Annotated in this window: 20 protein-coding genes; 11 read left to right on the forward strand and 9 right to left on the reverse strand. The window is 68.0% G+C overall.

What is annotated here, in order from left to right:
* Positions 1-44: 44 nt before the first annotated feature.
* From ACZ7OI_RS31600 to sdhC, 4 genes are read right to left on the reverse strand one after another with little or no spacing between them, the layout of a single operon-like run.
* The gene (locus tag ACZ7OI_RS31600; RefSeq protein ID WP_470267749.1) at positions 45-818 is read right to left on the reverse strand and encodes a succinate dehydrogenase iron-sulfur subunit; all 774 of its coding nucleotides are present in this window, start codon (positions 816-818) and stop codon (positions 45-47) included.
* Positions 818-2,572 (reverse strand): succinate dehydrogenase flavoprotein subunit, encoded by a 1,755-nt coding sequence (sdhA, locus tag ACZ7OI_RS31605; protein ID WP_470267750.1) that lies wholly within the window; start codon positions 2,570-2,572, stop codon positions 818-820. Before sdhA ends, ACZ7OI_RS31600 begins: the two co-directional genes overlap by 1 nt.
* Positions 2,573-2,607: 35 nt before the next feature.
* Positions 2,608-3,024, reverse strand: coding sequence for a succinate dehydrogenase hydrophobic membrane anchor subunit (locus ACZ7OI_RS31610; protein ID WP_470267751.1), 417 nt, complete (start codon positions 3,022-3,024; stop codon positions 2,608-2,610).
* A 4-nt stretch (positions 3,025-3,028) separates the two neighbouring features.
* Positions 3,029-3,478, reverse strand: coding sequence for a succinate dehydrogenase, cytochrome b556 subunit (sdhC, locus tag ACZ7OI_RS31615; protein ID WP_078870582.1), 450 nt, complete (start codon positions 3,476-3,478; stop codon positions 3,029-3,031).
* A gap of 553 nt (positions 3,479-4,031) precedes the next feature.
* Between sdhC and ACZ7OI_RS31620 the strand changes: the two genes are divergently transcribed.
* The 6 genes from ACZ7OI_RS31620 (at position 4,032) to ACZ7OI_RS31645 (ending at position 10,895) form a co-directional block, all read left to right on the forward strand.
* On the forward strand, positions 4,032-5,177 hold the full coding sequence (locus ACZ7OI_RS31620; RefSeq protein ID WP_470267752.1) for a BMP family lipoprotein: 1,146 nt from the start codon (positions 4,032-4,034) through the stop codon (positions 5,175-5,177).
* A gap of 79 nt (positions 5,178-5,256) precedes the next feature.
* On the forward strand, positions 5,257-6,822 hold the full coding sequence (locus ACZ7OI_RS31625; RefSeq protein ID WP_470267753.1) for an ABC transporter ATP-binding protein: 1,566 nt from the start codon (positions 5,257-5,259) through the stop codon (positions 6,820-6,822).
* Positions 6,819-7,916, forward strand: a complete 1,098-nt coding sequence (locus tag ACZ7OI_RS31630; protein WP_470267754.1) for an ABC transporter permease — start codon at positions 6,819-6,821, stop codon at positions 7,914-7,916. The genes ACZ7OI_RS31625 and ACZ7OI_RS31630 overlap by 4 nt, the downstream gene beginning before the upstream one ends.
* A gap of 47 nt (positions 7,917-7,963) precedes the next feature.
* Positions 7,964-9,196, forward strand: a complete 1,233-nt coding sequence (locus ACZ7OI_RS31635) for an ABC transporter permease (protein WP_470268046.1) — start codon at positions 7,964-7,966, stop codon at positions 9,194-9,196.
* The gene (locus tag ACZ7OI_RS31640; protein ID WP_009072565.1) at positions 9,196-9,585 is read left to right on the forward strand and encodes a cytidine deaminase; all 390 of its coding nucleotides are present in this window, start codon (positions 9,196-9,198) and stop codon (positions 9,583-9,585) included. The genes ACZ7OI_RS31635 and ACZ7OI_RS31640 overlap by 1 nt, the downstream gene beginning before the upstream one ends.
* Positions 9,582-10,895 (forward strand): thymidine phosphorylase, encoded by a 1,314-nt coding sequence (locus tag ACZ7OI_RS31645; RefSeq protein WP_470267755.1) that lies wholly within the window; start codon positions 9,582-9,584, stop codon positions 10,893-10,895. The genes ACZ7OI_RS31640 and ACZ7OI_RS31645 overlap by 4 nt, the downstream gene beginning before the upstream one ends.
* Before the next feature lie 62 nt (positions 10,896-10,957).
* On the opposite strand, the gene ACZ7OI_RS31650 is transcribed toward ACZ7OI_RS31645, so the two are convergent.
* The gene (locus ACZ7OI_RS31650; RefSeq protein WP_470267756.1) at positions 10,958-12,052 is read right to left on the reverse strand and encodes a PA containing protein; all 1,095 of its coding nucleotides are present in this window, start codon (positions 12,050-12,052) and stop codon (positions 10,958-10,960) included.
* Positions 12,053-12,263: 211 nt separating this feature from the next.
* Between ACZ7OI_RS31650 and ACZ7OI_RS31655 the strand changes: the two genes are divergently transcribed.
* Both ACZ7OI_RS31655 and ACZ7OI_RS31660 read left to right on the forward strand, forming a co-directional pair.
* The gene (locus ACZ7OI_RS31655) at positions 12,264-13,355 is read left to right on the forward strand and encodes an adenosine deaminase (protein ID WP_470267757.1); all 1,092 of its coding nucleotides are present in this window, start codon (positions 12,264-12,266) and stop codon (positions 13,353-13,355) included.
* A gap of 103 nt (positions 13,356-13,458) precedes the next feature.
* Positions 13,459-14,676, forward strand: a complete 1,218-nt coding sequence (locus tag ACZ7OI_RS31660; protein WP_470267758.1) for an MFS transporter — start codon at positions 13,459-13,461, stop codon at positions 14,674-14,676.
* On the opposite strand, the gene ACZ7OI_RS31665 is transcribed toward ACZ7OI_RS31660, so the two are convergent.
* On the reverse strand, positions 14,673-15,227 hold the full coding sequence (locus tag ACZ7OI_RS31665; protein WP_470267759.1) for a TetR/AcrR family transcriptional regulator: 555 nt from the start codon (positions 15,225-15,227) through the stop codon (positions 14,673-14,675). The genes ACZ7OI_RS31660 and ACZ7OI_RS31665 overlap by 4 nt on opposite strands.
* A 97-nt stretch (positions 15,228-15,324) precedes the next feature.
* On the opposite strand from ACZ7OI_RS31665, the gene ACZ7OI_RS31670 reads away from it, so the two are divergent.
* Positions 15,325-16,029 carry an SDR family NAD(P)-dependent oxidoreductase gene (locus ACZ7OI_RS31670; RefSeq protein WP_470267760.1) on the forward strand — a complete coding sequence of 235 codons (705 nt, stop codon included), beginning with the start codon at positions 15,325-15,327 and terminating at the stop codon, positions 16,027-16,029.
* 5 nt (positions 16,030-16,034) lie between these two features.
* Here ACZ7OI_RS31670 and ACZ7OI_RS31675 read toward each other — a convergent pair whose 3' ends face one another.
* A complete protein-coding gene (locus ACZ7OI_RS31675; protein ID WP_470267761.1) occupies positions 16,035-17,288 on the reverse strand; it encodes a primosomal protein in 1,254 nt (417 codons plus the stop codon).
* Between the two features lie 153 nt (positions 17,289-17,441).
* Between ACZ7OI_RS31675 and ACZ7OI_RS31680 the strand changes: the two genes are divergently transcribed.
* The gene (locus ACZ7OI_RS31680; protein ID WP_470267762.1) at positions 17,442-19,946 is read left to right on the forward strand and encodes a DEAD/DEAH box helicase; all 2,505 of its coding nucleotides are present in this window, start codon (positions 17,442-17,444) and stop codon (positions 19,944-19,946) included.
* On the opposite strand, the gene ACZ7OI_RS31685 is transcribed toward ACZ7OI_RS31680, so the two are convergent.
* Positions 19,937-21,100 (reverse strand): FAD-dependent monooxygenase, encoded by a 1,164-nt coding sequence (locus ACZ7OI_RS31685; RefSeq protein WP_470267763.1) that lies wholly within the window; start codon positions 21,098-21,100, stop codon positions 19,937-19,939. The two genes, ACZ7OI_RS31680 and ACZ7OI_RS31685, sit on opposite strands and share 10 nt — an antisense overlap.
* A gap of 19 nt (positions 21,101-21,119) precedes the next feature.
* Positions 21,120-21,701 (reverse strand): NAD(P)-binding domain-containing protein, encoded by a 582-nt coding sequence (locus ACZ7OI_RS31690; protein ID WP_470267764.1) that lies wholly within the window; start codon positions 21,699-21,701, stop codon positions 21,120-21,122.
* 73 nt (positions 21,702-21,774) lie between these two features.
* On the opposite strand from ACZ7OI_RS31690, the gene ACZ7OI_RS31695 reads away from it, so the two are divergent.
* A complete protein-coding gene (locus tag ACZ7OI_RS31695; RefSeq protein ID WP_470267765.1) occupies positions 21,775-22,104 on the forward strand; it encodes a winged helix-turn-helix transcriptional regulator in 330 nt (109 codons plus the stop codon).
* Positions 22,105-22,113: the final 9 nt, after the last annotated feature.

Here is a 22,113-nt window from a genome sequence, read left to right on the forward strand (position 1 = left end):
CGTCCCGAATGCTCGGGGCGAGGGCCGCTTTCACAGCTAAAAAATCAGACGCGCTTAAACAGCAGCGCGCGCTTCACTTCCTGAATCGCCTTCGTCACCTGGATCCCGCGCGGGCAGGCGTCGGTGCAGTTGAACGTCGTGCGGCAGCGCCACACGCCCTCACCGTCGTTCAGGATGTCCAGCCGCTCCTCGGCACCCTCGTCGCGGGAGTCGAAGATGAAGCGGTGGGCGTTCACGATCGCCGCCGGGCCGAAGTACGAGCCGTCGTTCCAGTAGACCGGGCAGGACGACGTGCAGCAGGCGCACAGGATGCACTTGGTGGTGTCGTCGAACCGGTTGCGGTCGGCCTGGGACTGGATCCGCTCGCGGGTCGGCTCGTTGCCGTAGGTGATCAGGTACGGCTTGATCGCCCGGTACGCCTCGAAGAACGGGTCCATGTCGACGTAGAGGTCCTTCAACGTCGTCAGGCCCTTGATCGGGGCGATGGTGATCTCGGTCTTCTTGCCGTTCTTCTCGAGCAGGTCCTTCAGCAGCACCTTGCAGGCCAACCGGTTGATCCCGTTGATCTGCATCGCGTCCGAACCGCACACGCCGTGCGCGCACGAGCGGCGGAAGGAGAACGTGCCGTCGATGTAGTCCTTCACGTAGAACAGCAGGTTCAGCACGCGGTCGGTCGGCTGCGCCGGGACGTCGTAGGTCTCCCAGTGCGGTTCCTGGTCGACCTCCGGGTTGAACCGCAGGATCTTCAGCGTGACCTGGATCGGCGTGTGCTCGTCGGACGCCTTGGCGGAGGGCGCCTCTGGGGTGGCCGTCGTCATCAGTACTTCCGCTCCATCGGTTCGTAGCGGGTGAAGGTGACCGGCTTGTAGTCGAGCCGGATGTCGGACGACAGCCCCTCGCCCTGCTTGTAGGCCATGGTGTGCCGCATGAAGTTCGTGTCGTCGCGGTTCGGGTAGTCCTCGCGGGCGTGGCCGCCGCGGGACTCCTTGCGCGCGATCGCGCCGACGACCAGCACCTCGGCCAGCTCCAGCAGGAAGCCGAGTTCGACGGCCTCGAGCAGGTCGGTGTTGTACCGCTTGCCCTTGTCCGCCACGGTGATCCGCTGGTAGCGCTCCTTGAGCGCCTGGATGTCGGTCAGCGCCTGCTTCAGCGTGTCCTCGGTGCGGTACACCGAAGCATGCGAGTCCATCGTCTGCTGCATTTCCTTGCGGATGTCGGCGACGCGCTCGTCGCCGTGCTCCGACAGCAGCAGCTCCAGCTGTTCCTCGACCAGCGTGGTCGGGCTCTCCGGGAGTTCGACGTGCTCGTGCGCCAGCGCGTACTCCGCGGCGGCGATGCCCGCCCGGCGGCCGAACACGTTGATGTCCAGCAGCGAGTTGGTGCCGAGGCGGTTCGAACCGTGCACCGACACGCAGGCGACCTCGCCCGCGGCGTACAGGCCCGGGATGACGTGCTCGTTGTCGCGCAGCGCCTCGCCGTGGATGTTCGTCGGGATGCCGCCCATGACGTAGTGGCACGTCGGGAACACCGGCACCGGCTCCTTGACCGGGTCGACGCCCAGGTAGGTGCGGGAGAACTCGGTGATGTCCGGCAGCTTGGTCTCGAGAACCTCGACCGGAAGGTGGGTCACGTCGAGGACGACGTAGTCCTTGTTCGGCCCGCAGCCGCGGCCCTGCAGCACCTCCTGGACCATCGACCGGGCGACGATGTCGCGCGGCGCGAGGTCCTTGATGGTGGGGGCGTAGCGCTCCATGAACCGTTCGCCGTCGGAGTTGCGGAGGATGCCGCCCTCGCCGCGCACCGCCTCGGAGATCAGGATGCCCAGGCCGGCGAGGCCGGTCGGGTGGAACTGGAAGAACTCCATGTCCTCCAGCGGAAGGCCCTTGCGGAAGATGATGCCGAGGCCGTCGCCGGTGAGGGTGTGCGCGTTCGAGGTGGTCTTGAAGATCTTGCCCGCGCCGCCGGTGGCGAACACGATCGACTTCGCCTGGAACACGTGCAGCTCGCCGGTGGCCAGCTCGTAGGCGACCACGCCCGACGCGATCGGGTTGCCGTCCTCGCCCTCGGACAGGACCAGGTCGAGCACGTAGAACTCGTTGAAGAACTCGGTGCCGTGCTTGACGCAGTTTTGGTACAGCGTCTGGAGAATCATGTGGCCGGTGCGGTCCGCGGCGTAGCAGGCGCGGCGCACCGCGGCCTTGCCGTGGTCGCGGGTGTGCCCGCCGAACCGGCGCTGGTCGATCTTGCCCTCGGGCGTCCGGTTGAACGGAAGGCCCATCTTCTCCAGGTCGAGGACGGCGTCGATGGCCTCTTTGGCCATGATCTCCGCGGCGTCCTGGTCGACCAGGTAGTCACCGCCCTTGACGGTGTCGAAGGTGTGCCACTCCCAGTTGTCCTCTTCGACGTTGGCCAGCGCGGCGCACATGCCGCCCTGTGCCGCGCCGGTGTGGGACCGGGTCGGGTACAGCTTGGTGAGGACCGCGGTGCGGGCGCGCTGACCGGACTCGATGGCCGCGCGCATGCCGGCGCCGCCCGCGCCGACGATCACCACGTCGTACTTGTGGAACTGCATAGGGAAAGACTCCGCTAGCTAGTGGTGGGTGCGCCTCAGGAGGCAGGCATCTCGGGGTCGAACGTGAAGATCACCATCGTGCCGACGGCCAGGATGAGCGCCATAGAGATGTAGAGCAGGATCTTCAGCCAGAACCGGGTGGAGTCCTTGCGCGCGTAGTCGTCGATGATCGTGCGCAGGCCGTTGCCGCCGTGGATCTCGGCGAGCCACAGCATCGCCAGGTCCCAGAACTGCCAGAACGGCGAGGCCCAGCGGCCGGCGACGAAGCCCCAGTTGATGCGGTGCACGCCGCCGTCGAGGATGTTCATGATGAACAGGTGGCCCAGCACCAGGATGATCAGCGCGAGCCCGGAGATGCGCATGAACAGCCAGCTGTAGAGCTCGAAGTTGCTGCGCCGGGCGGACGGCCGCCGCGGCGAGCGCGGCTTCTCGAGGATCAGAGCGTCGGCCATGGGATCAGGCACCCCCGAAAAGCGTCTCGACGGTGCGCTTCAGCATGAAGAACGCACCCGGAACCATCACGACCACCCACACGACGCCGATGACCCAGAGCATCGTCTTCTGGTACTTCGGGCCCTTGGCCCAGAAGTCGACCAGCAGGACGCGCAGCCCGTTGAGCGCGTGGAACAGCACCGCGCCGACAAGGCCGACCTCGAGCAGGTTCACGATCGGCGTCTTGTACGTCTCGATGACCTGGTCGTAGGTGTTCGGCGACACGCGCACGAGCGCGGTGTCGAGCACGTGCACGAACAGGAAGAAAAAGGTCAGCACGCCGGTGATGCGGTGAAGCACCCAGGACCACATGCCGGGGTCGCCCCGGTAGAAAGTTCCCTGCCGGCGTGAGGCACCCGCCCGATCGCTAGCTCCTGCCCCGCTTTCGGTGGCAGTGCTCGCCGTGGTGGACATCGGTGAACGGCCTCCAACGTCATGACTGTCGTGCCCGGGTGACCGGTGAGGTCCGCACCCGCGGCCGGGGTCGGTCCACTGGGGACAACTCCGGCGACGGTGCCGAGATCAGGGCCATCGAGCGTGGATGCATGGATGCTAGACCCGACCCCTACGCGCGGCTCACCTCCGGGTTCCTCTCTGTGACAGACCAGACACCGGTGACCACGGCAGACCACTCGGACGTGTGGTCTGGAGCACGTCCAAGCGGTCCGTGAGGGGAACCCTGAGGGCCTCTGATTCCCCCAGGGTTCCCTTCACGGACCTTTCCCAGGGAAAGCGGCACCACGGTGAGTGAGCGCGGCGGGCGGGGCGAGGGCTGTTGATCACGGTCGGCGCCGGAATGGTCGCGGATCGAGCCTCCGAGTAAACGTTTGTGTTACGTAGCGTGCCGTTCCTATGGCGGTTACCCGGCGGTTGGGTACGGTCTGCCAGTTGAGCCCGGGCGACCGTGACCGGGCCGTTCCTGGATCGTCCGCTGGATCAGCGGGGAGGGAGACACACGTTGCGTCGCATGCGTGGAACCGCGCTGGCCGCCGCGACCATGGCTGGGGTGCTTGCACTGGCCGGGTGCGCGAAGGACACCGGGGGAAGCAACAACAACGCGTCCGGTTCGGACGGCAATGCGGGCTCGAACTGCATCACCGCCCCGAAGCCGCCCGCCGCCGCTCCGGCCGCCGCCACGAGCAGCAGTGCCGCCTCGGGCAAGGTCGACGGCAGCAAGCTCAAGGTCGGCCTGGCCTTCGACGTCGGCGGTCGCGGTGACGCTTCCTTCAACGACGCGGCCGCCGCGGGCACCGACCGGGCGAAGTCCGACCTCGGCGTCCCGACCGTCAACGAGAGCACCGCGAGCGCGAGCGAGAGCGAAGCCGCCAAGCAGCAGCGCCTCGAGCAGATGGCGCAGCAGGGCATGAACCCGATCGTCGCGGTCGGTTTCGCTTACGCGCAGTCGGTGAAGGCTGTCGCCGCCAAGTACCCGAACACCAAGTTCGCGATCGTCGACGACGACTCGATCACCCTGCCGAACGTCACGCCGCTGGTCTTCGCCGAGGAGCAGGGCTCGTTCCTGGCCGGCGTCGCCGCGGCGTACAAGAGCAAGACGTGCCACGTCGGCTTCGTCGGCGGCGTGAACACCCCGCTGATCCAGAAGTTCGAGGCGGGCTTCCTGCAGGGCGCGAAGGCCGTTTCGAGCAAGATCAAGGTCGAGGACGAGTACCTGACGCCTGCCGGCGACTTCTCCGGTTTCCAGGACCCGCCGAAGGGCAACGCGAAGGCCGCCGCGGAAATCTCCCGCGGCGCGGACGTCGTCTACCACGCCGCCGGCGCCTCCGGTAAGGGCGTGTTCGACGCGGCGAAGCAGAACAACGCGCTGGCCATCGGCGTCGACTCCGACCAGTACAACCAGAAGACGGTCGCCGCCGACAAGGACATCATCATCACCTCGATGATCAAGCGCGTCGACGTCGCGGTGTTCGAGTACCTGCAGGCCGTCGCGAAGGGCGACCTGAGCACGGTGCCGAAGCGCTTCGACCTCAAGTCCGACGGTGTCGGCTACTCCACCTCCGGTGGCAAGGTCGACGACATCAAGGACGTGCTCGACGGGTACAAGGCCCAGATCGTTTCCGGCGCCATCAAGGTTTCGGACAAGCCGGCCAAGTAACGCTCACGACGCGTCAGGGCTCGGAAGGATCTTCCTTCCGGGCCCTCACGCGTTTCGACAGAACGGGATGTCCCCTCCGATGACCGAGATCGAGGCCGAAGCCGTCCCCGACCGGGGCGTGCCGGCCGTCCAGCTGACCGGGATCACCAAGCGGTTCCCCGGCGTCGTCGCGAACTCCGACGTCAACCTCACCGTCGCGGCGGGCGAGGTGCACGCGCTGTGCGGCGAGAACGGCGCGGGCAAGTCGACCCTGATGAAGATCCTCTACGGGATGCAGCAGCCCGACGAGGGCAGCATCGCCATCAACGGCGGCGAGGTGAAACTGCGCAACCCGCAGGACGCCATCCGCGCCGGGATCGGCATGGTGCACCAGCACTTCATGCTCGCCGACAACCTGACCGTCGCGGAAAACGTGTTCTTGGGCGGCGAGGCGCTGCACGGCATCGGCCGCGCGGCGCGGGCGCGGCTGGCGGAGCTGTCGAAGCGGACCGGGCTGCACGCGAAGCCGGACGCGCTGCTGGAGGAACTCGGCGTCGCCGACCGTCAGCGCGTCGAGATCGTCAAAGTCCTTTACCGCGGCGCGAAAATCATCATCCTCGACGAGCCGACCGCCGTGCTCGTTCCGCAGGAAGTGGACGCGTTGTTCGCGACCGTCCGCGAGATGCAGGCCGACGGTTACACCTTCCTCTTCATCTCGCACAAGCTCGACGAGGTGCGCGCGATCGCCGACACGGTCACCGTGATCCGGCGCGGCACCACGGTCGGCACCGCGGATCCGAAGAAGATCACCAGCCGCGAGCTGGCCGAGATGATGGTCGGTTCGGAGCTGCCGAGCCCGGAGACGCGCGAGTCGACGGTGACCGACCGCGAGGTGCTGCACGTGCGCGACCTGCGGCTGTCCGCCGAAGGATCCGAGCGCAACGTGCTGGACGACATCTCCTTCACCGTGCACGCGGGCGAGGTGCTCGGCATCGCGGGCGTCGAGGGCAACGGCCAGACCGAACTGGTCGAGACGATCATGGGGATGCGCAAGGCGTCCGGCGGCCACATCGAGCTGACTCCGCCGGACGGCGAGACGCACGATCTGGTCAAGCTGGGCACGCTGGCCCGGCGCGAGGCGGGCATCGGCTACATCGCCGAGGACCGCACGCGGCACAGTCTTCTGCTCACGCAACCGTTGTGGGTCAACCGGATTCTCGGCTACCAGACGCGTGAACCGGTGTCCGGCGGGCAGTTGCTGAACATCGCGGGCGCGCGCGAGGACACCGAGCGGATCGTGCGCGAGTACGACGTCCGCACGCCCGGCATCGACGTTCCGGCCGCCGCGCTGTCCGGCGGGAACCAGCAGAAGCTGATCGTCGGCCGCGAGCTGTCCGGGAACCCGGTGCTGCTGATCGCTTCGCACCCGACGCGCGGCGTCGACGTCGGCGCGCAGGCGTTGATCTGGGAACAGATCCGTCAGGCGCGCGCGGACGGCCTCGCCGTGCTGCTGATTTCCGCGGACCTCGACGAGCTGATCGGGCTGTCCGACACCATTCGCGTGATGCTGCGCGGGCGGCTCGTGAGCGAGGCGAATCCCGCCACTGTCACTCCGCAGGAACTCGGCTCCGCCATGACTGGCGCCGAAGAAGGTGAAGACTCATGAGTTCGTGGCGCACGCGGCTTTTGCCGCCTCTGCTCGCGATCGCGTTCGCTGTGATCCTGTCCGCGATCGCGCTCGTCATCTCCGGCGCCGACCCGTTGCAGGCGTACGGGACGATGATCGGCCAGCTGTTCAAGGGTTCCACCGCGGTCGACACGGTGAACCTCGCGACGGTGTACTACCTGTCCGGCTTGGCCGTGGCGATCGGGTTCCAGATGAACCTGTTCAACATCGGCGTCGAGGGCCAGTACCGGTTCGCCGCGGTGGTCGCCGCGATCATCGGCGGGGCGCTGCAGCTGCCGCCGGTCATCCACACCATCGTGATCCTGCTGGTGGCCATCGTTTCCGGCGCGCTGTACGCGACGATCCCGGCGGTGCTCAAGGTGACCCGCGGGGTCAGCGAGGTCATCTCGACGATCATGCTGAACGCGATCGTCGCCGGCATCATCGCGTTCCTCATCAACGCCGACCAGTTCGGCGTGCAGACCGGCAACAACATCGGGACCAGGGTGATCGCGCCGTCCGGCCGGATCCCGGGCATCCCGCTCGGTTCGGGCACGCTGTTCGGGTTCGTGTTCATCGCGATCGTGATCGGCGGCGCGTACTGGTTCATGTTGAACCGCACCAGGTTCGGCTTCGAGCTGAAGGCCAGCGGCGAGTCCTCGACAGCCGCCGCGGCCGGCGGCGTGAGCGCGAAGAAGATGACGCTCATCGCGATGCTGCTCTCCGGTGCGGTGGCCGGTCTGGTCGCCATGCCGGAACTGCTCGGCCGCGACTACAGCTACGGCATCACCGCGACCCAGATGTACGGCTTCACCGGCATCGCGGTCGCGCTGCTCGGGCGCAACCACCCCGGCGGCATCGCGTTCGGCGCGCTGCTGTGGGCGTTCCTGGACACCTCCGCGGTGTCGCTGGAGCAGATTCACGTGTCCAAGGAAATCGCGACGATCATGCAGGGCGTCATCGTGCTCTCGGTCGTCGTGGCGTACGAGATCGTGCGCCGGGCCGACCTCGCCGCGGAACAGCGAAGGGTGGGCAAGGCGCTCGCCGGCAACGGCCGCAAGGGCGCCTCGGTCGCGGAAGGCGGTGCGGTGTGACCACCACGACGGAGTTCTCCCGGCCGGGCCCGGAATCCGGGACGCCGATGCCGGTCAAGCGCAAGCGGCAGCGGATTCCCGGCTGGCTGCGCGGCGTGATCTGGGCCGTGGTCGCGATCGCGGTCATGTCCACCGCGTCGTACGCCACCGGCGTTTCGGCGCTGACGTCCAGCAACACCGCGTCGACCGCGCTGCGGCTGGCGCTGCCGATCCTGCTGTGTGCGCTGGGCGGGCTGTGGGCCGAGCGCGTGGGCGTGATCAACATCGGCCTCGAAGGCATGATGATCCTCGGCACCTGGGGCGCGGCCTGGGGTGCGTATTACGGCGGCGCGTGGGTCGGCCTGCTGGCCGCGATCGCGTTCGGCGCGCTGGGCGGCCTGCTGCACGCCGTGGCGACGGTGACGTTCAACGTCAACCACATCGTCTCCGGTGTCGCGATCAACCTGCTCGGGCTCGGTGTCGCGAAGTATCTGGCGAACCTGATTTTCGAGCCGCTGTCGGGAAACCCGCGCCAGTCGCCGCCGGTGCCGAAGTTCGACACCTATTCGGCGGCCGGATTGTCGGACTGGCTTGGCTCGCTGGAAAACCAGCAGCGCGTCGGGCTCTCTGACGTCGCGGGCATTCTGCGCGGGCTGGTGACCGGTGTCGCGCCGCTGACCATGCTCGCGATCGTGCTGGTCCCGGTGAGCTACTGGATTCTCTGGCGCACGCGGTTCGGCCTGCGGCTGCGTTCGTGCGGCGAGAACCCGGTCGCGGCGGAGTCGCTTGGCGTGAACGTGTACCGCTACAAGTACGTCGGCGTGCTGATTTCTGGCGGTTTCGCGGGCATGGGCGGTGCGTCGCTGGTGCTGCTCAAGGGCGGCGCGGACTACCTGGAGAACCAGACCAACGGCCGCGGTTACATCGGTCTGGCCGCGATGATCTTCGGCAACTGGCGGCCGGGTGGTCTCCTCGGCGGTGCCGCGCTGTTCGGGTACTCCGACGGTCTGCAGCTCGCCGGCGGCGGCGACGCAGTGCTGGCGTTGCTGTACGGCGCGGTGATTCTGCTGGCGATCATCGTGATCGTGCAGCTGATCCGGAAGCGTTGGCTCGCGGCTGCGCTCGGCGTGGTCGGTGCTGGGATCCTGTACGCGATCTACTGGACCAACAACACGCTGCCGAGCGACTTGATCCCGTACACCGCGCACTTCGTGACGCTGATCGTGCTAGCCGTTGCGTCGCAACGACTCCGGCCACCCAAGGCGGATGGTGCGCAGTATCGGCGAGGTGAGGGCGACTGATGTCCGAAGTGGACTGGGAGGCTTTGCGCGCGGCTGCGGTTTCGGCTGCTTCGCACGCTTACGCGCCTTATTCGGGCCTGCACGTCGGTGTCGCGGCCATTGTGGACGATGGTCGTCAGGTGACCGGGTGCAACGTCGAAAACGCTTCGTACGGCTTGGGTTTGTGCGCTGAGTGCACAATGGCCGGTCAATTGCGACTTTCCGGCGGTGGCCGTTTGGTCGCGGTGGCTTGCCGCAGTGGTGCTGGCGAATTGCTGATGCCGTGTGGCCGTTGCCGGCAGATTCTGTTTGAACTCGGCGGTTCTTCTTGCCTGGTCGACACTCCTCGCGGGGTGCTGCCGATGTCGGAGGTGCTGCCGGACGCGTTCGGTCCGGAGGATTTGCCGTGACGCCCGCCGACGCACTTCCTCCCGCGGAGGCGGCATCAGACCCAGTTGCGGTAGACGTCATCCGGACCAAGCGTGACGGCGGACGGCTGAGCGACGAACAGATCGACTGGGTCGTCGACGCGTACACCCACGGTGCCGTCGCAGAAGAGCAGATGGCCGCGCTGGCCATGGCGATTTTCTTGCGTGGCATGGACGACGGCGAGATCGCGCGCTGGACCGGCGCGATGATCGACTCGGGCTCGCGGCTGTCGCTGGACGTCGCGCGCCCGACCGTGGACAAGCACTCGACCGGCGGCGTCGGCGACAAGATCACCTTGCCGCTGGCTCCGCTGGTCGCCGCGTGCGGTGCCGCGGTGCCGCAGCTGTCCGGTCGCGGGCTCGGCCACACCGGCGGGACGCTGGACAAACTGGAGTCGATCCCCGGCTGGCGCGCGGCTTTGTCGTTGGACGAGATCGCGGCGCAGCTCAACTCAGTCGGTGCGGTGGTCTGCGCGGCGACCGAGGGACTGGCTCCGGCGGACAAGAACCTGTACGCGCTGCGGGATGTCACGTCGACCGTCGAGTCGGTGCCGTTGATCGCCAGCTCGATCATGAGCAAGAAGATCGCCGAAGGTGCTTCGGGGCTCGTGCTGGATGTGAAGGCTGGCTCCGGGGCGTTCATGAAGACCGTGCCGGAGGCACAGCTTCTGGCACGGACGCTCGTGGACATCGGAACGGCGCACGGGGTGGCTTGCACGGCGTTGATCACCGACATGAGCACGCCGCTCGGGCGGGCGGTCGGGAACGCGGTCGAGGTCGCCGAGGCAGTTGAGGTTCTTCGCGGCGGTGGCCCGGCTGACGTCGTCGAGCTGACGGTGGCGTTGGCTCGGGAAATGCTTGCGCTGGCGGGTATTTCCGTCGATCCGGCCGAGGTGCTGGCGTCTGGCGAGGCTTACGAGGTGTGGGCCCGGATGATCTCTGCGCAGGGCGGGGATCCTTCGGCTGCCTTGCCGCGCCCGGAGCATGTGCACGTGGTCGAGGCCCCTGCTTCGGGAGTGCTGACGTCGCTGGACGCCTACGCGGTGGGTGTTGCTGCGTGGCGGCTCGGTGCTGGTCGGGCGCGTAAGGAAGATCCGGTGCAGGCGGCGGCGGGGATTTTGTGCCACGCGAAGCCGGGGGATGCGGTGGTGGTGGGGGAGCCGTTGCTGGAGCTGCACACGGATACTCCGGAGGCAATCCCGGCGGCTCTTGCTGCACTGGAGAATGGGTTCGCGGTGGGTGCGGAAGCGCCTGCTTCGCGGGAGATCGTGCTGGACACCGTTCGTCCCTGACGCCGTTGAACGACGAAGCCCCCGTCCAGATCCTGGACGGGGGCTTCGGTCATTCAGAGGCGTCAGTCAGTCGACTCGTCCGTGTCGCCGCCGGCCTTGGCCTTCGCGTCGGCGGCCTTCGGCGACCGGCCGTTGCGCGAGCTGGCACGGCGCGGCTGACGCGGGGCGGGCGGCGGCGGGGCGATCTGCTGCACCGCGGGCCCGCCTCCGAGCATCAGTTCCGCGAACGTCGCCATCGCTTCGTCCAGCTGGCCCCCGATGCGGCGGACGGATTCGTCGTTGCTGCGGCGCACCAGCGAGTCGACCGAATCGGTGTCCGGCTGCTTCGACAGCGTGCTTTCGACCTTCGACAGTCCGCTGCGCACCGAGCCGTCCAGGTCGCCGATGCGGCCGGTGACGTCGTCCTCGACCTTGTCGATACGGCCGGACAGGTCGTCGAGACGCTGGGTGATCGTCTCGAGCTTCGTGCCCACCGAGTCGAGCCGGGCGGCCGGGTCGATCATCTCGCCGGTGTCGGAGACCGCGCTCTTGACGGCGTCGGTCGCGGTGGCGATGCGTTCCTTCGTCGCGCGGTCCAGTTCGTCCACGCGCGAGCGCAGTTCCTGGTCCGTGGTCTCGATCCGCTCGCGCAGCGAGGCCTCGGCCATCTCGATCCGGTCGCGGATCGGGCCCTGGGTGGCCTGCGGCAGCGACTCCAGCTTCGCGTCCTGCTTGTCCAGGTGCCCGCCCAGCTCGTCGAGCCTGCGGTGGATGTTCTGCAGCTTGTCCTCGAGCCCGTCCATCCGGCCCGCGACGCCCTCGAACCGCGCCGCCACGCCGTCGAGGCGTCCGTCGAGCTGGGCGAAGGGCTTCGCCAGCTTGTCGACGATGCTCTCCACCGCGTGCGTGAGCGCGGCGATCGCGTTGTCCTGGGACTCCAGCCGCGTCATCGCCTCGTCGAGGCGCTCCGCCAGCACCCCGACCTCGGTCCGGTCCGGCATTTCCGACAGCCGCTTGCGCACCGCGCCGAGGGAGTCCACCGGGGCGAGCCGGGCGTAGATGTCGTCGAGCGCGTCGAAGATCTGCTGCTGCTCGCTCTCACGAACCTCGGCCGCGCGCACCAGCATGTTGCGCATCCGGTCGAACGACGGTGCGGCAATGTGGTTGTCAGTGGTCACTGCGGTGTCCTTCGTCGGCGGGGAAAATGGAAGGGACTGACCCGAGCTTATCGATGAAGAAAATTGCTGTGCGTATGGCCCCCGGGGAACGCGGATAAGGGGCGCGCCACCCGGATGGCCGATTCCTTGCGCACAGTGCTGAGCAGAGGGTTGTTCCGGTGCTCTCGGTTACGGCCAGGTAGGGGAATGACAGCGAGGCTACCGTTGGAGCATGTCGGACGTAACCCCGCTGAGCGCGGAGATCCTGCGCCGTGCCCCCAAGGTCCTGCTCCACGATCACCTCGACGGCGGCTTGCGCCCGGGCACCGTCGCCGAACTCGCCGAGGATCTCGGCTACCGGGAACTTCCCGCGACGGATCCGGACGAACTCGGCCGCTGGTTCCGCGCCGCGGCCGACTCCGGTTCCCTCGTGTCGTACCTCGAAACGTTCGCCCATACGTGTGGTGTCATGCAAACGGAGGAAGCGCTGGTCAGGGTTGCCGCGGAAGCGGTGGAAGACCTGGCCGCGGACGGGGTCGTCTACGCCGAGTCGCGGTACGCGCCAGAGCTGTTCGTGGAGCGCGGACTGTCACTCGATGCAGTGGTTGAGGCCGTCCAGGAAGGCTTCGCCGAAGGGACGCGGAGGGTAGCCGCGGGCGGCGGGCGGATCCGGGTGCGGACGCTGTTGTGCGGGATGCGCCAGCACGCCCGCGCGCTCGAGATCGCCGAACTCGCGGTGCGCTACCGCGACGCCGGCGTGGCCGGATTCGACATCGCCGGACCGGAGGACGGATTCCCGCCCACCCGCAATCTGGACGCATTCGACTATTTGCGCCGGAACAATGCACACTTCACTATTCATGCCGGCGAAGCGTTCGGACTTCCGTCGATCGGCGAGGCAATCCAGTACTGCGGCGCGGAACGGCTCGGGCACGGCGTGCGGATCATCGACGACATCACCACGGACGCCGATGGAAATGTCCACCTTGGACGGTTGGCGGCCTACGTCCGGGACCGGCGGATCCCGCTGGAAATCTGCCCGTCGTCGAATGTCCAGACCGGAACCGTGCCGTCGCTGGCCGAACATCCCATCGGACTGCTCGCCCGGCTGCGCTTCCGCGTCACCGTCAACACCGACAACCGGCTGATGAGCGGCTGCACGATGACCAGTGAATTCGCCGCGCTGGCCGAGACGTTCGGCTTCGGCCTCGACGACTTCCGCTGGTTCACCATCAACGCCATGAAATCCGCGTTCCTCGATTTCGACGAGCGGCTCGAGCTGATCGAGAAGGTCGTCAAACCCGGGTACGCGGCGCTCGGCTGAATCCCGGCTCCTCGAACGCGGCCGCCTCCGAAAGGCGGTTGCGTTCGTTAGCTATGCCAACTATTGTTCACTATGTAAGACGTATTTCTCAAATAGTGAGACGGTGGACGGAATGGCGCAGGTCGAGACCGGGGAGCAGGTGCGGCAAAAGGGCAGCTCGCGGCGGTGGCTGATCCTCGCGCTCGGCCTCGCCGCGCAGACCGCCAGCTGCTCCTTCCTTTACGGGCTGCCGTTTCTCGTGCCCGCCATGCGCGAGGCTGACCATCTGACGCTGGCGCAGGCGGGCACGGTCGTCGCGGCCCCGAGCATCGGGCTGTTGCTGACGCTGATCGTGTGGGGCGCGGCTGCGGACCGTTACGGCGAGCGCCTCATCATGGCGCTCGGCCTGGGCGTTTCGGGGTTACTCCTCGTGTACGCCGCCCTGTGGCACCACCCGGTCAGCCTTCTCTTTGGGGTGTTCCTCGTGGCCGGTGCGTGCACGGCTTCGGTGAACGCGGCGAGCGGCCGGGTCGTGATGGGCTGGTTCGCCAAATCCGAGCGCGGCGTCGCGATGGGGATCCGGCAGACGGCGCAGCCGCTGGGCGTCGGAGTGGCCGCGCTCGGGCTGCCGCCGCTGGCCGCGCAATGGGGATTCCAGGCGGCGATGCTGCTGCCGGCCGTGCTGGCGATCTTCGTGGCGCTGTTGGTCGCGGCCTTCGTCGTGGACCCGCCGCGGCCGCCGCGTGCGGCGAAGGGGGAACGGCCGCCGTCGCCGTACCGCAAGCCGTGGCTCTGGCGCGTGCACGGCGCGAGTGCGCTGTTGGTGGTGCCGCAGTTCGCGGTGTCCGCCTTCGCGCCGGTGTATCTGGTGTCGCAGCATCAGTGGACCGCCGCGCAGGCCGGGGTGTTCGTTGCGGTGGCTCAGGTGCTCGGCGCGCTCGGGCGGCTGGCGTCGGGGTATTGGTCGGACCGGGTCGGCAGCCGGTTGCGGCCGATGCGGCAGCTCGCCGTCGCGAGTGTCGTCGTGATGCTGCTGGTCGCGGTCGGGGACGCGACTGGGCTGTGGCTCGTGTTGGCCGCGCTGGTGCTGGCGGCGGTGATCACGGTGGCGGACAACGGTCTCGGCTTCACCGCGTCGGCCGAGCTGGCGGGGGTCGCGTGGTCCGGCCGGGCGATGGGGACGCAGAACACCGCGCAGAATATCGCCGCGTCGCTGACGCCGCCGTTGCTGGGCTTGGTGATCGGGGACAGCCGGTATGCGCTGGCGTATTGCGTGGCTGCGGTGTTTCCGTTGCTGGCAATAGGTTTGGTGCCGGTACGGGCAGAGTCCGAAAAGGACTAAGCGTGAAGGCCGTCGAGAAAGAACGCCAAGTGCCGTCGCCAGGTTTCGGGTGATTCGCGGAGCAGCGGCGACATCGCGGAGACCAGCGGGGCGAGGTCCGCGGGTTCGAAATCGGTGCGCAGCTGGCCGGATTCCTTTGCCCGGTCAATGATTCGTGCTGCCTGCTCGAACCCGGTGCGGCACGCCTCCAGTACGGCGGGGCTCAGCGGCATCCGTCGGGCGAGGGCGTCGCTGAGTCCGTGATCCTTGGCCTGCAACGCGAACAGCCCGTCGAGGAATCCGGTGAAGCCCTGCCACGGATCCGCTTCCGCCGACGCCTTCGCCGCGAGGTCGTCCAACGCGGCGATTTGCGCGGGCAGGATCGCGTCGACAAAGGCGTCCCGGGTCGGGAAGTGCGCGTACAGCGTGCCGATGCTGACCCCGGCGCTGCGGGCGATCTGCTCCAGCGGCGCGTCGAGGCCGTGCTCGCCGAACGCGCGCGTCGCGGCGGCCAGCAGCTTGTCGCGGTTGCGGGCGGCGTCCGCGCGCAACGGCTTCGATCCGGTGGCCATGGGACCCATCGTACAAAGTCGAGGGCTCCCTCGGGTTTTGTGGTAGCTTGGCGAACGAAGTCGAGGGCGCCCTCGATTTAACTCCGGGGAGGAAGCCATGACCATTCGCCCGACCGCCGTCGTGCTCGGAATCGGCCCCGGCCTCGGGATGTCGATGGCCCGCCGGTTCGCCGACGAGGGGTACAACGTCGCGCTCGTTTCGCGTACCGCTGAGCGGCACCCGGCTTACCTGGCGGAACTCGAAAACGCCGAAGCGTTCGTCGGCGACGTCCGCGACGGGATCGGGGCGACGCTCGACGAAATCACCGAACGGTTCGGCATCATCGACGTCGCCTACTACGGTCCGGCCGCGATCGAACCGGACACCATGCCCACGGACATCACCGAAGCGACCGTTGGTGCCGTCGAGAAGGCGATGAGCTGGGTGTATCCGGCGGTCGAGGTGGTCGGCAAGCTGCTGCCGGGAATGCTGGAGCGCCGCAGCGGCGGATTCCTGTTCGCCGGCGGGCTCAGCGCGGTGCGGCCGATGCCCGCGCTCGGCGCGCTCGCGGTGTCTTCAGCGGCGCTGCGGAACTACGCGCGGACGCTGCACGAGGGGCTGGCCGGGACCGGGGTGTACGCGGGCAGCCTCATCATCGGCGGCCTGATCGAACGCGGCGACATTCACCGGATGGTCGCCGGGCAGCCGGAAAAATACGGCGACGCCGGCGGTCGCACCCTGGATCCGGATGCGATCGCCGGCGTCGCCTGGAAGATGTTCTCCGCCGGTGACTCGGCCGAGAGCGTGTTCGACGCTCTCTGAGAGGTTCAGACCACCGTGAGGCGGTTCTCGAAGTCCTCCACCAGCTTGCGCCAGGCGCTCTGCTCGGTGTCGAACGGAGCGCTCGGCTCGAGCCGGCTCGGGTCCGGCCGCAGCACGAACGACACCAGCCAGCCGAGGCTTTCGTTGGTGGCCAGCGCGGTTTCGACGGTGTCGTCGCCCGCCCATTCGGCGGCGTCGGTGATCAGCTCGACCGCCAGCTCCAGCTGGGTCGGGTCGATCGACTCCGGGCCCTCGGCGATGTCCTCGTCGAGACCGGGGAAGACGTAGGTGTTGTCGGTGTCGATCTCGACCTCCAGCTCGTCGGCCGCGGCCTTTTCCCGCACCTCGTCCCAAGTGGACACGCCGGCGATGTCGGTGTCGGCCAGTTCGTCGCCCGCCTTGATCGCCTTGAGCAGCGCCTTCGGCGAGCTGAACACGTCGATCTCGCCGTCGTTGCCGAGGAACACCGGCTTGTCGTCGAGGTAGCAGCGCAGCGTGTAGTACTCCGCGCCGGAGGTGACGATCTTGATCGGGTCGATGCCGACCTCGCCCCAGAAGCCGACCGGCTCGTCCTCGGCGTCCTCGTCTTCGGAGTCGACCGCTTCGAGGTCTTCCGGACCGCCGTCCTCTTCGCCTGCCTCCGCCTCGGCGGACTCCTCGTGGAAGGCGGCCAGCTCTTCGGCGGTCTGCTCCAGCACCGCGGCGTCGACGTCCGGCACGGTCACCAGGTTGTCGATCGCGTCGAGCACGGTGTCCCACTTCTCGGACACGGCCTTCGACAGGTCGTTCCAGAGCGCTTCGCCCTCGCGCCCGGTGAACGGCAGCCGGCCCTGCTCCAGCAGCGAGAAGCCCTCGTAGGCGTCGAGCACCTCGTGCACCTCGTCCAGCTCGCACACGTCGGCGAGCGAACGCACGATGCCGACGATCTCGGCGAGCTCGCCGATCGTCCACGAATCCGGCTCCTCGGCGACCAGCTCGGGCACGCCGACGAGGTCGTAGGAGTGGTCGTCGTCGGGGATCAGCTCGGGCACGTTCAGCGCGGGCACCGCGTCCCACGCCGGGTGGTCGAGCAGGTCGTGCTGCTCGGCCGTGCGCACGAAGGCGGCCAGGTGCGCGGCGTCCGGGAAGGCGTACAGGTCGTCCTCGTCGCCGAGGAACGCTTCCCACTCCTCGCCGTCCTCCCGCCATCGCGGGGCCCAGAGGGTGACCACGTCGCCCTGCGGCAGCCCGAGCTCGATCGGGATGATGTCCTGTGCCATTGCCGAATCCTCCGCGAGTACCGCCCGTGTGCGCGCCCGCCTGTCCGTTCCCCTCCGGCAGCGCGCGGTACCGGAAGCCTACGGGTTAGGGCAAGCACCCGCGATCTCCCCTGCACCTGCGGCCGGGGCCGGGATGGCACGATGGGTGCCGCGATGACTCTCACCGACCTCCTGCCAGCGGATCCCGACGCAGACGCCCTGTTCGAAGCCTTCACGACGTGGACGGCCGAACGGGGGATCGAGCTGTACCCCGCGCAGGAGGAGGCGGTGATCGAGGTCGTCTCCGGGGCCAACGTCATCCTGTCGACGCCGACCGGCTCCGGCAAAAGCCTCGTGGCGGTCGGCGCGCACTTCACCGCGCTCGCACACGGCAAACGCAGTTTTTACACCGCGCCGATCAAGGCGCTGGTCTCGGAGAAGTTCTTCCAGCTCATCGAGACCTTCGGGGCTGATCAGGTCGGCATGATGACCGGCGATTCGAGCGTCAACGCGGACGCCCCGATCATCTGCTGCACCGCGGAAATCTTGGCGAACATCGCGTTGCGCGACGGCGCCGAGGCCCCGGTCGGCCAGGTCGTCGCGGACGAGTTCCACTTCTATTCGGAACCGGACCGCGGCTGGGCGTGGCAGGTCCCGCTGATCGAACTGCCGAACGCGCAGTTCGTGCTCATGTCGGCCACGCTCGGCGACGTTTCGTTCTTCGAAAAGGACCTGACCCGGCGGACCGGACGGCCGACCGCGGTGGTCACGTCAGCTGAGCGGCCGGTGCCGCTGACCTTCCGGTACGCGCTCACGCCGCTGCACGAAACGATGTCCGAGCTGCTCAACGGCGGCCAGGCTCCGGTGTATGTCGTGCATTTCTCGCAGGCCGCGGCCATCGAGCGGGCGCAGACGCTGATGAGCATCAACGTCACGACCAAGGCGGAGAAGGAAGCGATCGCCGACCTGCTCGGCGACTTCCGGTTCTCCGCCGGGTTCGGCAAGACGCTCTCGCGGCTCGTGCGGCACGGCATCGGCGTGCACCACGCGGGCATGCTGCCGAAGTACCGGCGGCTGGTCGAAACGCTCGCGCAGTCCGGACTGCTGAAGGTGATCTGCGGGACGGACACGCTCGGCGTCGGCATCAACGTGCCGATCCGGACGGTGGTGTTCTCGGCGCTGACGAAGTACGACGGCGTGCGGCAGCGGCATTTGAAGGCGCGCGAGTTCCATCAGATCGCCGGACGCGCGGGCCGCGCGGGGTACGACACCGACGGTTACGTGGTCGTGCAGGCCCCGGATCACGTGGTGGAGAACGCGAAAGCGCTGGAGAAGGCGGGCGACGACCCGAAGAAGAAAAAGAAGATCGTCCGGAAGAAAGCGCCGGAGGGCTTCGTCAACTGGACCGAGAGCACGTTCGACCGGCTGATCGCGGCCGATCCGGAACCGCTCACGTCCAGCTTCCGGGTCAGCCACTCGATGCTGCTGAACGTGATTTCGCGCCCCGGCAACGCTTTCGACGCGATGCGGCACCTGCTGGAGGACAACCATTCGGACCGTCCGACGCAGCGGAAGCTGATCCTGCGGGCGATCGAGATCTACCGTTCGCTGCTGGCCGCCGGTGTCGTGGAACGGCTTCCCGAACCGGACGCCGAAGGGCGCATCGTGCGTCTGACGGTGGATCTGCAGTTCGATTTCGCTTTGAACCAGCCGCTTTCGCCGTTCGCGTTGGCCGCGGTGGAATTGCTGGACATGGAGTCGCCGTCGTACGCGCTGGACGTGGTGTCCATTGTGGAATCCACTGTGGACAACCCGCGGCCGGTGCTGTCGCAGCAGCAGTTCAAGGCCCGCGGCGAGGCCGTGCAGGCGATGAAGGCCGACGGCATCGAGTACGACGAGCGGATGGAGCTTCTCGAGTCCGTCACGTACCCGAAGCCGTTGGAGGAACTGCTTAACGCGGCTTATCAGTCTTATCGCGCCGGACATCCGTGGGTGGCGGATTACGAGCTGTCGCCGAAGTCGGTGGTGCGCGATATGTACGAGCGCGCGATGAACTTCGTGGAATACGTGGGCTTCTATCAGCTCGCGCGTTCCGAGGGTTTGGTCTTGCGGTACCTCGCCGACACCTACGACGCGCTGCGGCACACCGTGCCGGACGAGGCGAAGACCGAACCGTTGCAGGACCTCATCGAATGGCTCGGCGAACTGGTGCGCCAGGTCGACTCGAGCCTGCTGGACGAGTGGGAAGCGCTGCGGCACCCCGACGAGGAAGGTCCGGTTTCGCACCGTCCGCCCGCCGAGCCGCCCGCGGTCACGCGCAACGAGCGGGCGTTCCGGGTGCTGGTGCGCAACGAGCTGTTCCGCCGGGTGGAGCTGGCTTCGCGCCGGGCTTACGACACCCTGGGCTCGCTGGACGCCGGCTCCGGCTGGGACGCGGACGCGTGGGAAGACGCGATCGAGGACTACTTCGACGAGCACGACTCGCTGGGCATCGGCCCGGACGCGCGCGGCCCGGCGTTGCTGCTGATCGAGCAGGAGCCGGATGTGTGGCGGGTGCGGCAGATCTTCGACGATCCGGCCGGGGATCACGACTGGGGGATCAGTGCGGAGGTCGATTTGCGCGCCTCGGACGAGGTGGGCAGCGCGGTGGTCCGGGTCGTGGACGTCAATCAGCTCTGAGGATTCGCGGCCGGACCGTCCAGGATCGGTGGCTGCCAACGGGTGTAGCGCAGCATCGACCGGGCCATCACCGACGACGGCATGGCCCGGAACACCAGATTTCGCACCGCGATCCCGACGGGGTTCGTCAGCTGCTGGCCCATCCGGCCGGTTTGCCGGGCAGCTAGCGCGATGGCCTGGCTGCGCGGACGGCGTTCCGCGTCATACCGGGTGAGCGCGGCGTCGATCTCGGCGGACGACAGCGCGGCAGCCAGCGTCACGGCGTCTTCCAACGCCTGGCAGGCACCCTGGCCGAGATTCGGTTGCATCGCGTGCGCGGCATCGCCGAGGAGAGCGACCCGACCGGACACATAGGACGGCAGCGGCGTCACCAGCTCGTACACATCGTGGTGCAGAACGGCTTCCGGGTCGGTGGCGTCGAGCAACGCGGAGATCGGCTCGTGCCACGAACCGAAGCGACGGCGCATTTCGGCGATCGGGTCGGGATAGCGGGTGTCCGGCGGAATGGTCAGCACCGCGTGCCATTCCGCTCGGCCGTCCGCCAGGACGATGTGGCCGAACTCGACTCCTCGGCCCCAGGTGAGGTTGAAGTCCGAAGAGGACAGTTCGATCGGCTCGGCGGTGATCGCCCGGACGACCGACGATCCACTGTAGACAGAACCAGGGTGTGCGGGGAAGAAGCGCTTGCGCAATCGGCTGTTGACGCCGTCGGCGGCGATGACGACGTCAGCTTCGTGGCGACCGGACGCGGTGACCACGGTGTTGCCCTCGACGGCGGTGACCTCATCGCGCACCACCGGCGAGGGCAGCAGGGACCGCAACAACCGATGCAGTTCGTACCGTGCGATGCCGACGATCGGTGTTCCGGCGACGCGTTCGAGTTCGGCTCCGTCCATGCGGGCCAGCCAGGTGCCGCGCGGGTCGCGGGTGCTCACCGTGCGCTGGAAGCAGCCGGCGGCGCGGAGTGCGTCGCCGGCTCCTAACGCGTCCAGGGCTCGAACACCGTTGGCGGCCAGGGAAATACCGGAACCGGCGTCGTCCAGTTCGCCGGGCAGGCGCTCGAAGACCGTGGCCTTCCAGCCGATCCGCGACAACCCGATCGCCGCGGCCAGGCCGCCGATTCCGCCGCCGACGACTATCGCTGATCCGGGCACCAGGCCAGGATAGAGCGATTCAGGCGCTCATGAGCATGGAACGCGCGTCCAAGCCGTCGAACCACAGGCCGATCGCCAGCCCGGCGGCGGCTTCCAGCAGGGCGGCCCGGTCCAGGCCTCCGGCGGGCAGGGGAGTGCAGCCCAGGTCTTGGACCAGCTCCGTCGCCACGGCGACCGCGTCCGGGGCGCCGCACAGCGGGACGCCGAGCGGGCGGCCTTCGAACAGCGGCGGCGTCATTCGCCAGACGTCCACGTGGGCGAGGTTGAACGCCTTCACCACCGACGCACCCGGGGCGTATTCGGCGATTCGGGCGGCCACCGGTTCGCCGGTCGCGCCGGGGGCGTTGGTGCAGTCGATGAGGACTTTGCCGGTGAGATCCAGCGGTGTAAGCAGGGCTTCGAGGGCGGTGCTGGGGACGGCCAGCAGGATGGCGTCGGCACGGGCGGCGGCGTCGGCCCAGTCCAAGGCCTCGGCGCCGAGTTCAGCTGCCAAGGCGGCAGCGCCGGCGGGGGAGCGGCCGGAGACGGTCAGGTCGTGCTGGGTCCATTGGCCGCCGAGGGCGGACGCCATGCCGCCGGTGCCGAAGAGAGCGATGCGCATGGGAAGGTCTCCTGTCGTCGCGTGGTTGTACGAAAGCGACGTTATGGACCAGGGCAGGAACCGAAAGGTAACCATGGAGTTCATCGCCGACTGCCGCACCCGGCTCGCGTTCGACCTGGTGGCGAATACTTGGCATCCGGTTGTGTTGTGGGCATTGAAGAACGGCCCGCTGCGGCACGGTGAATTGCGCACGCGCATTGGCGGGATCAGCGCGAAGGTGCTCACTGAGGCGGTGCGCAAGCTGGAGCGCGACGGGCTCGTCGAGCGCGCGGAGGGGGCGTATCGGCTGACGGAGCTGGGAGTGAGCTTTCTGGGGCCGATCGAGGGATTCGGGCGCTGGGCGGCGGAGTACGGGGACCGGGTGGTGGAGGCACAGGGGCTCGTGAGTGGCGGCGCCGGTTAGAACCGGCGC

The sequence above is a fragment of the Amycolatopsis sp. NPDC114503 genome (genome assembly GCF_055633655.1).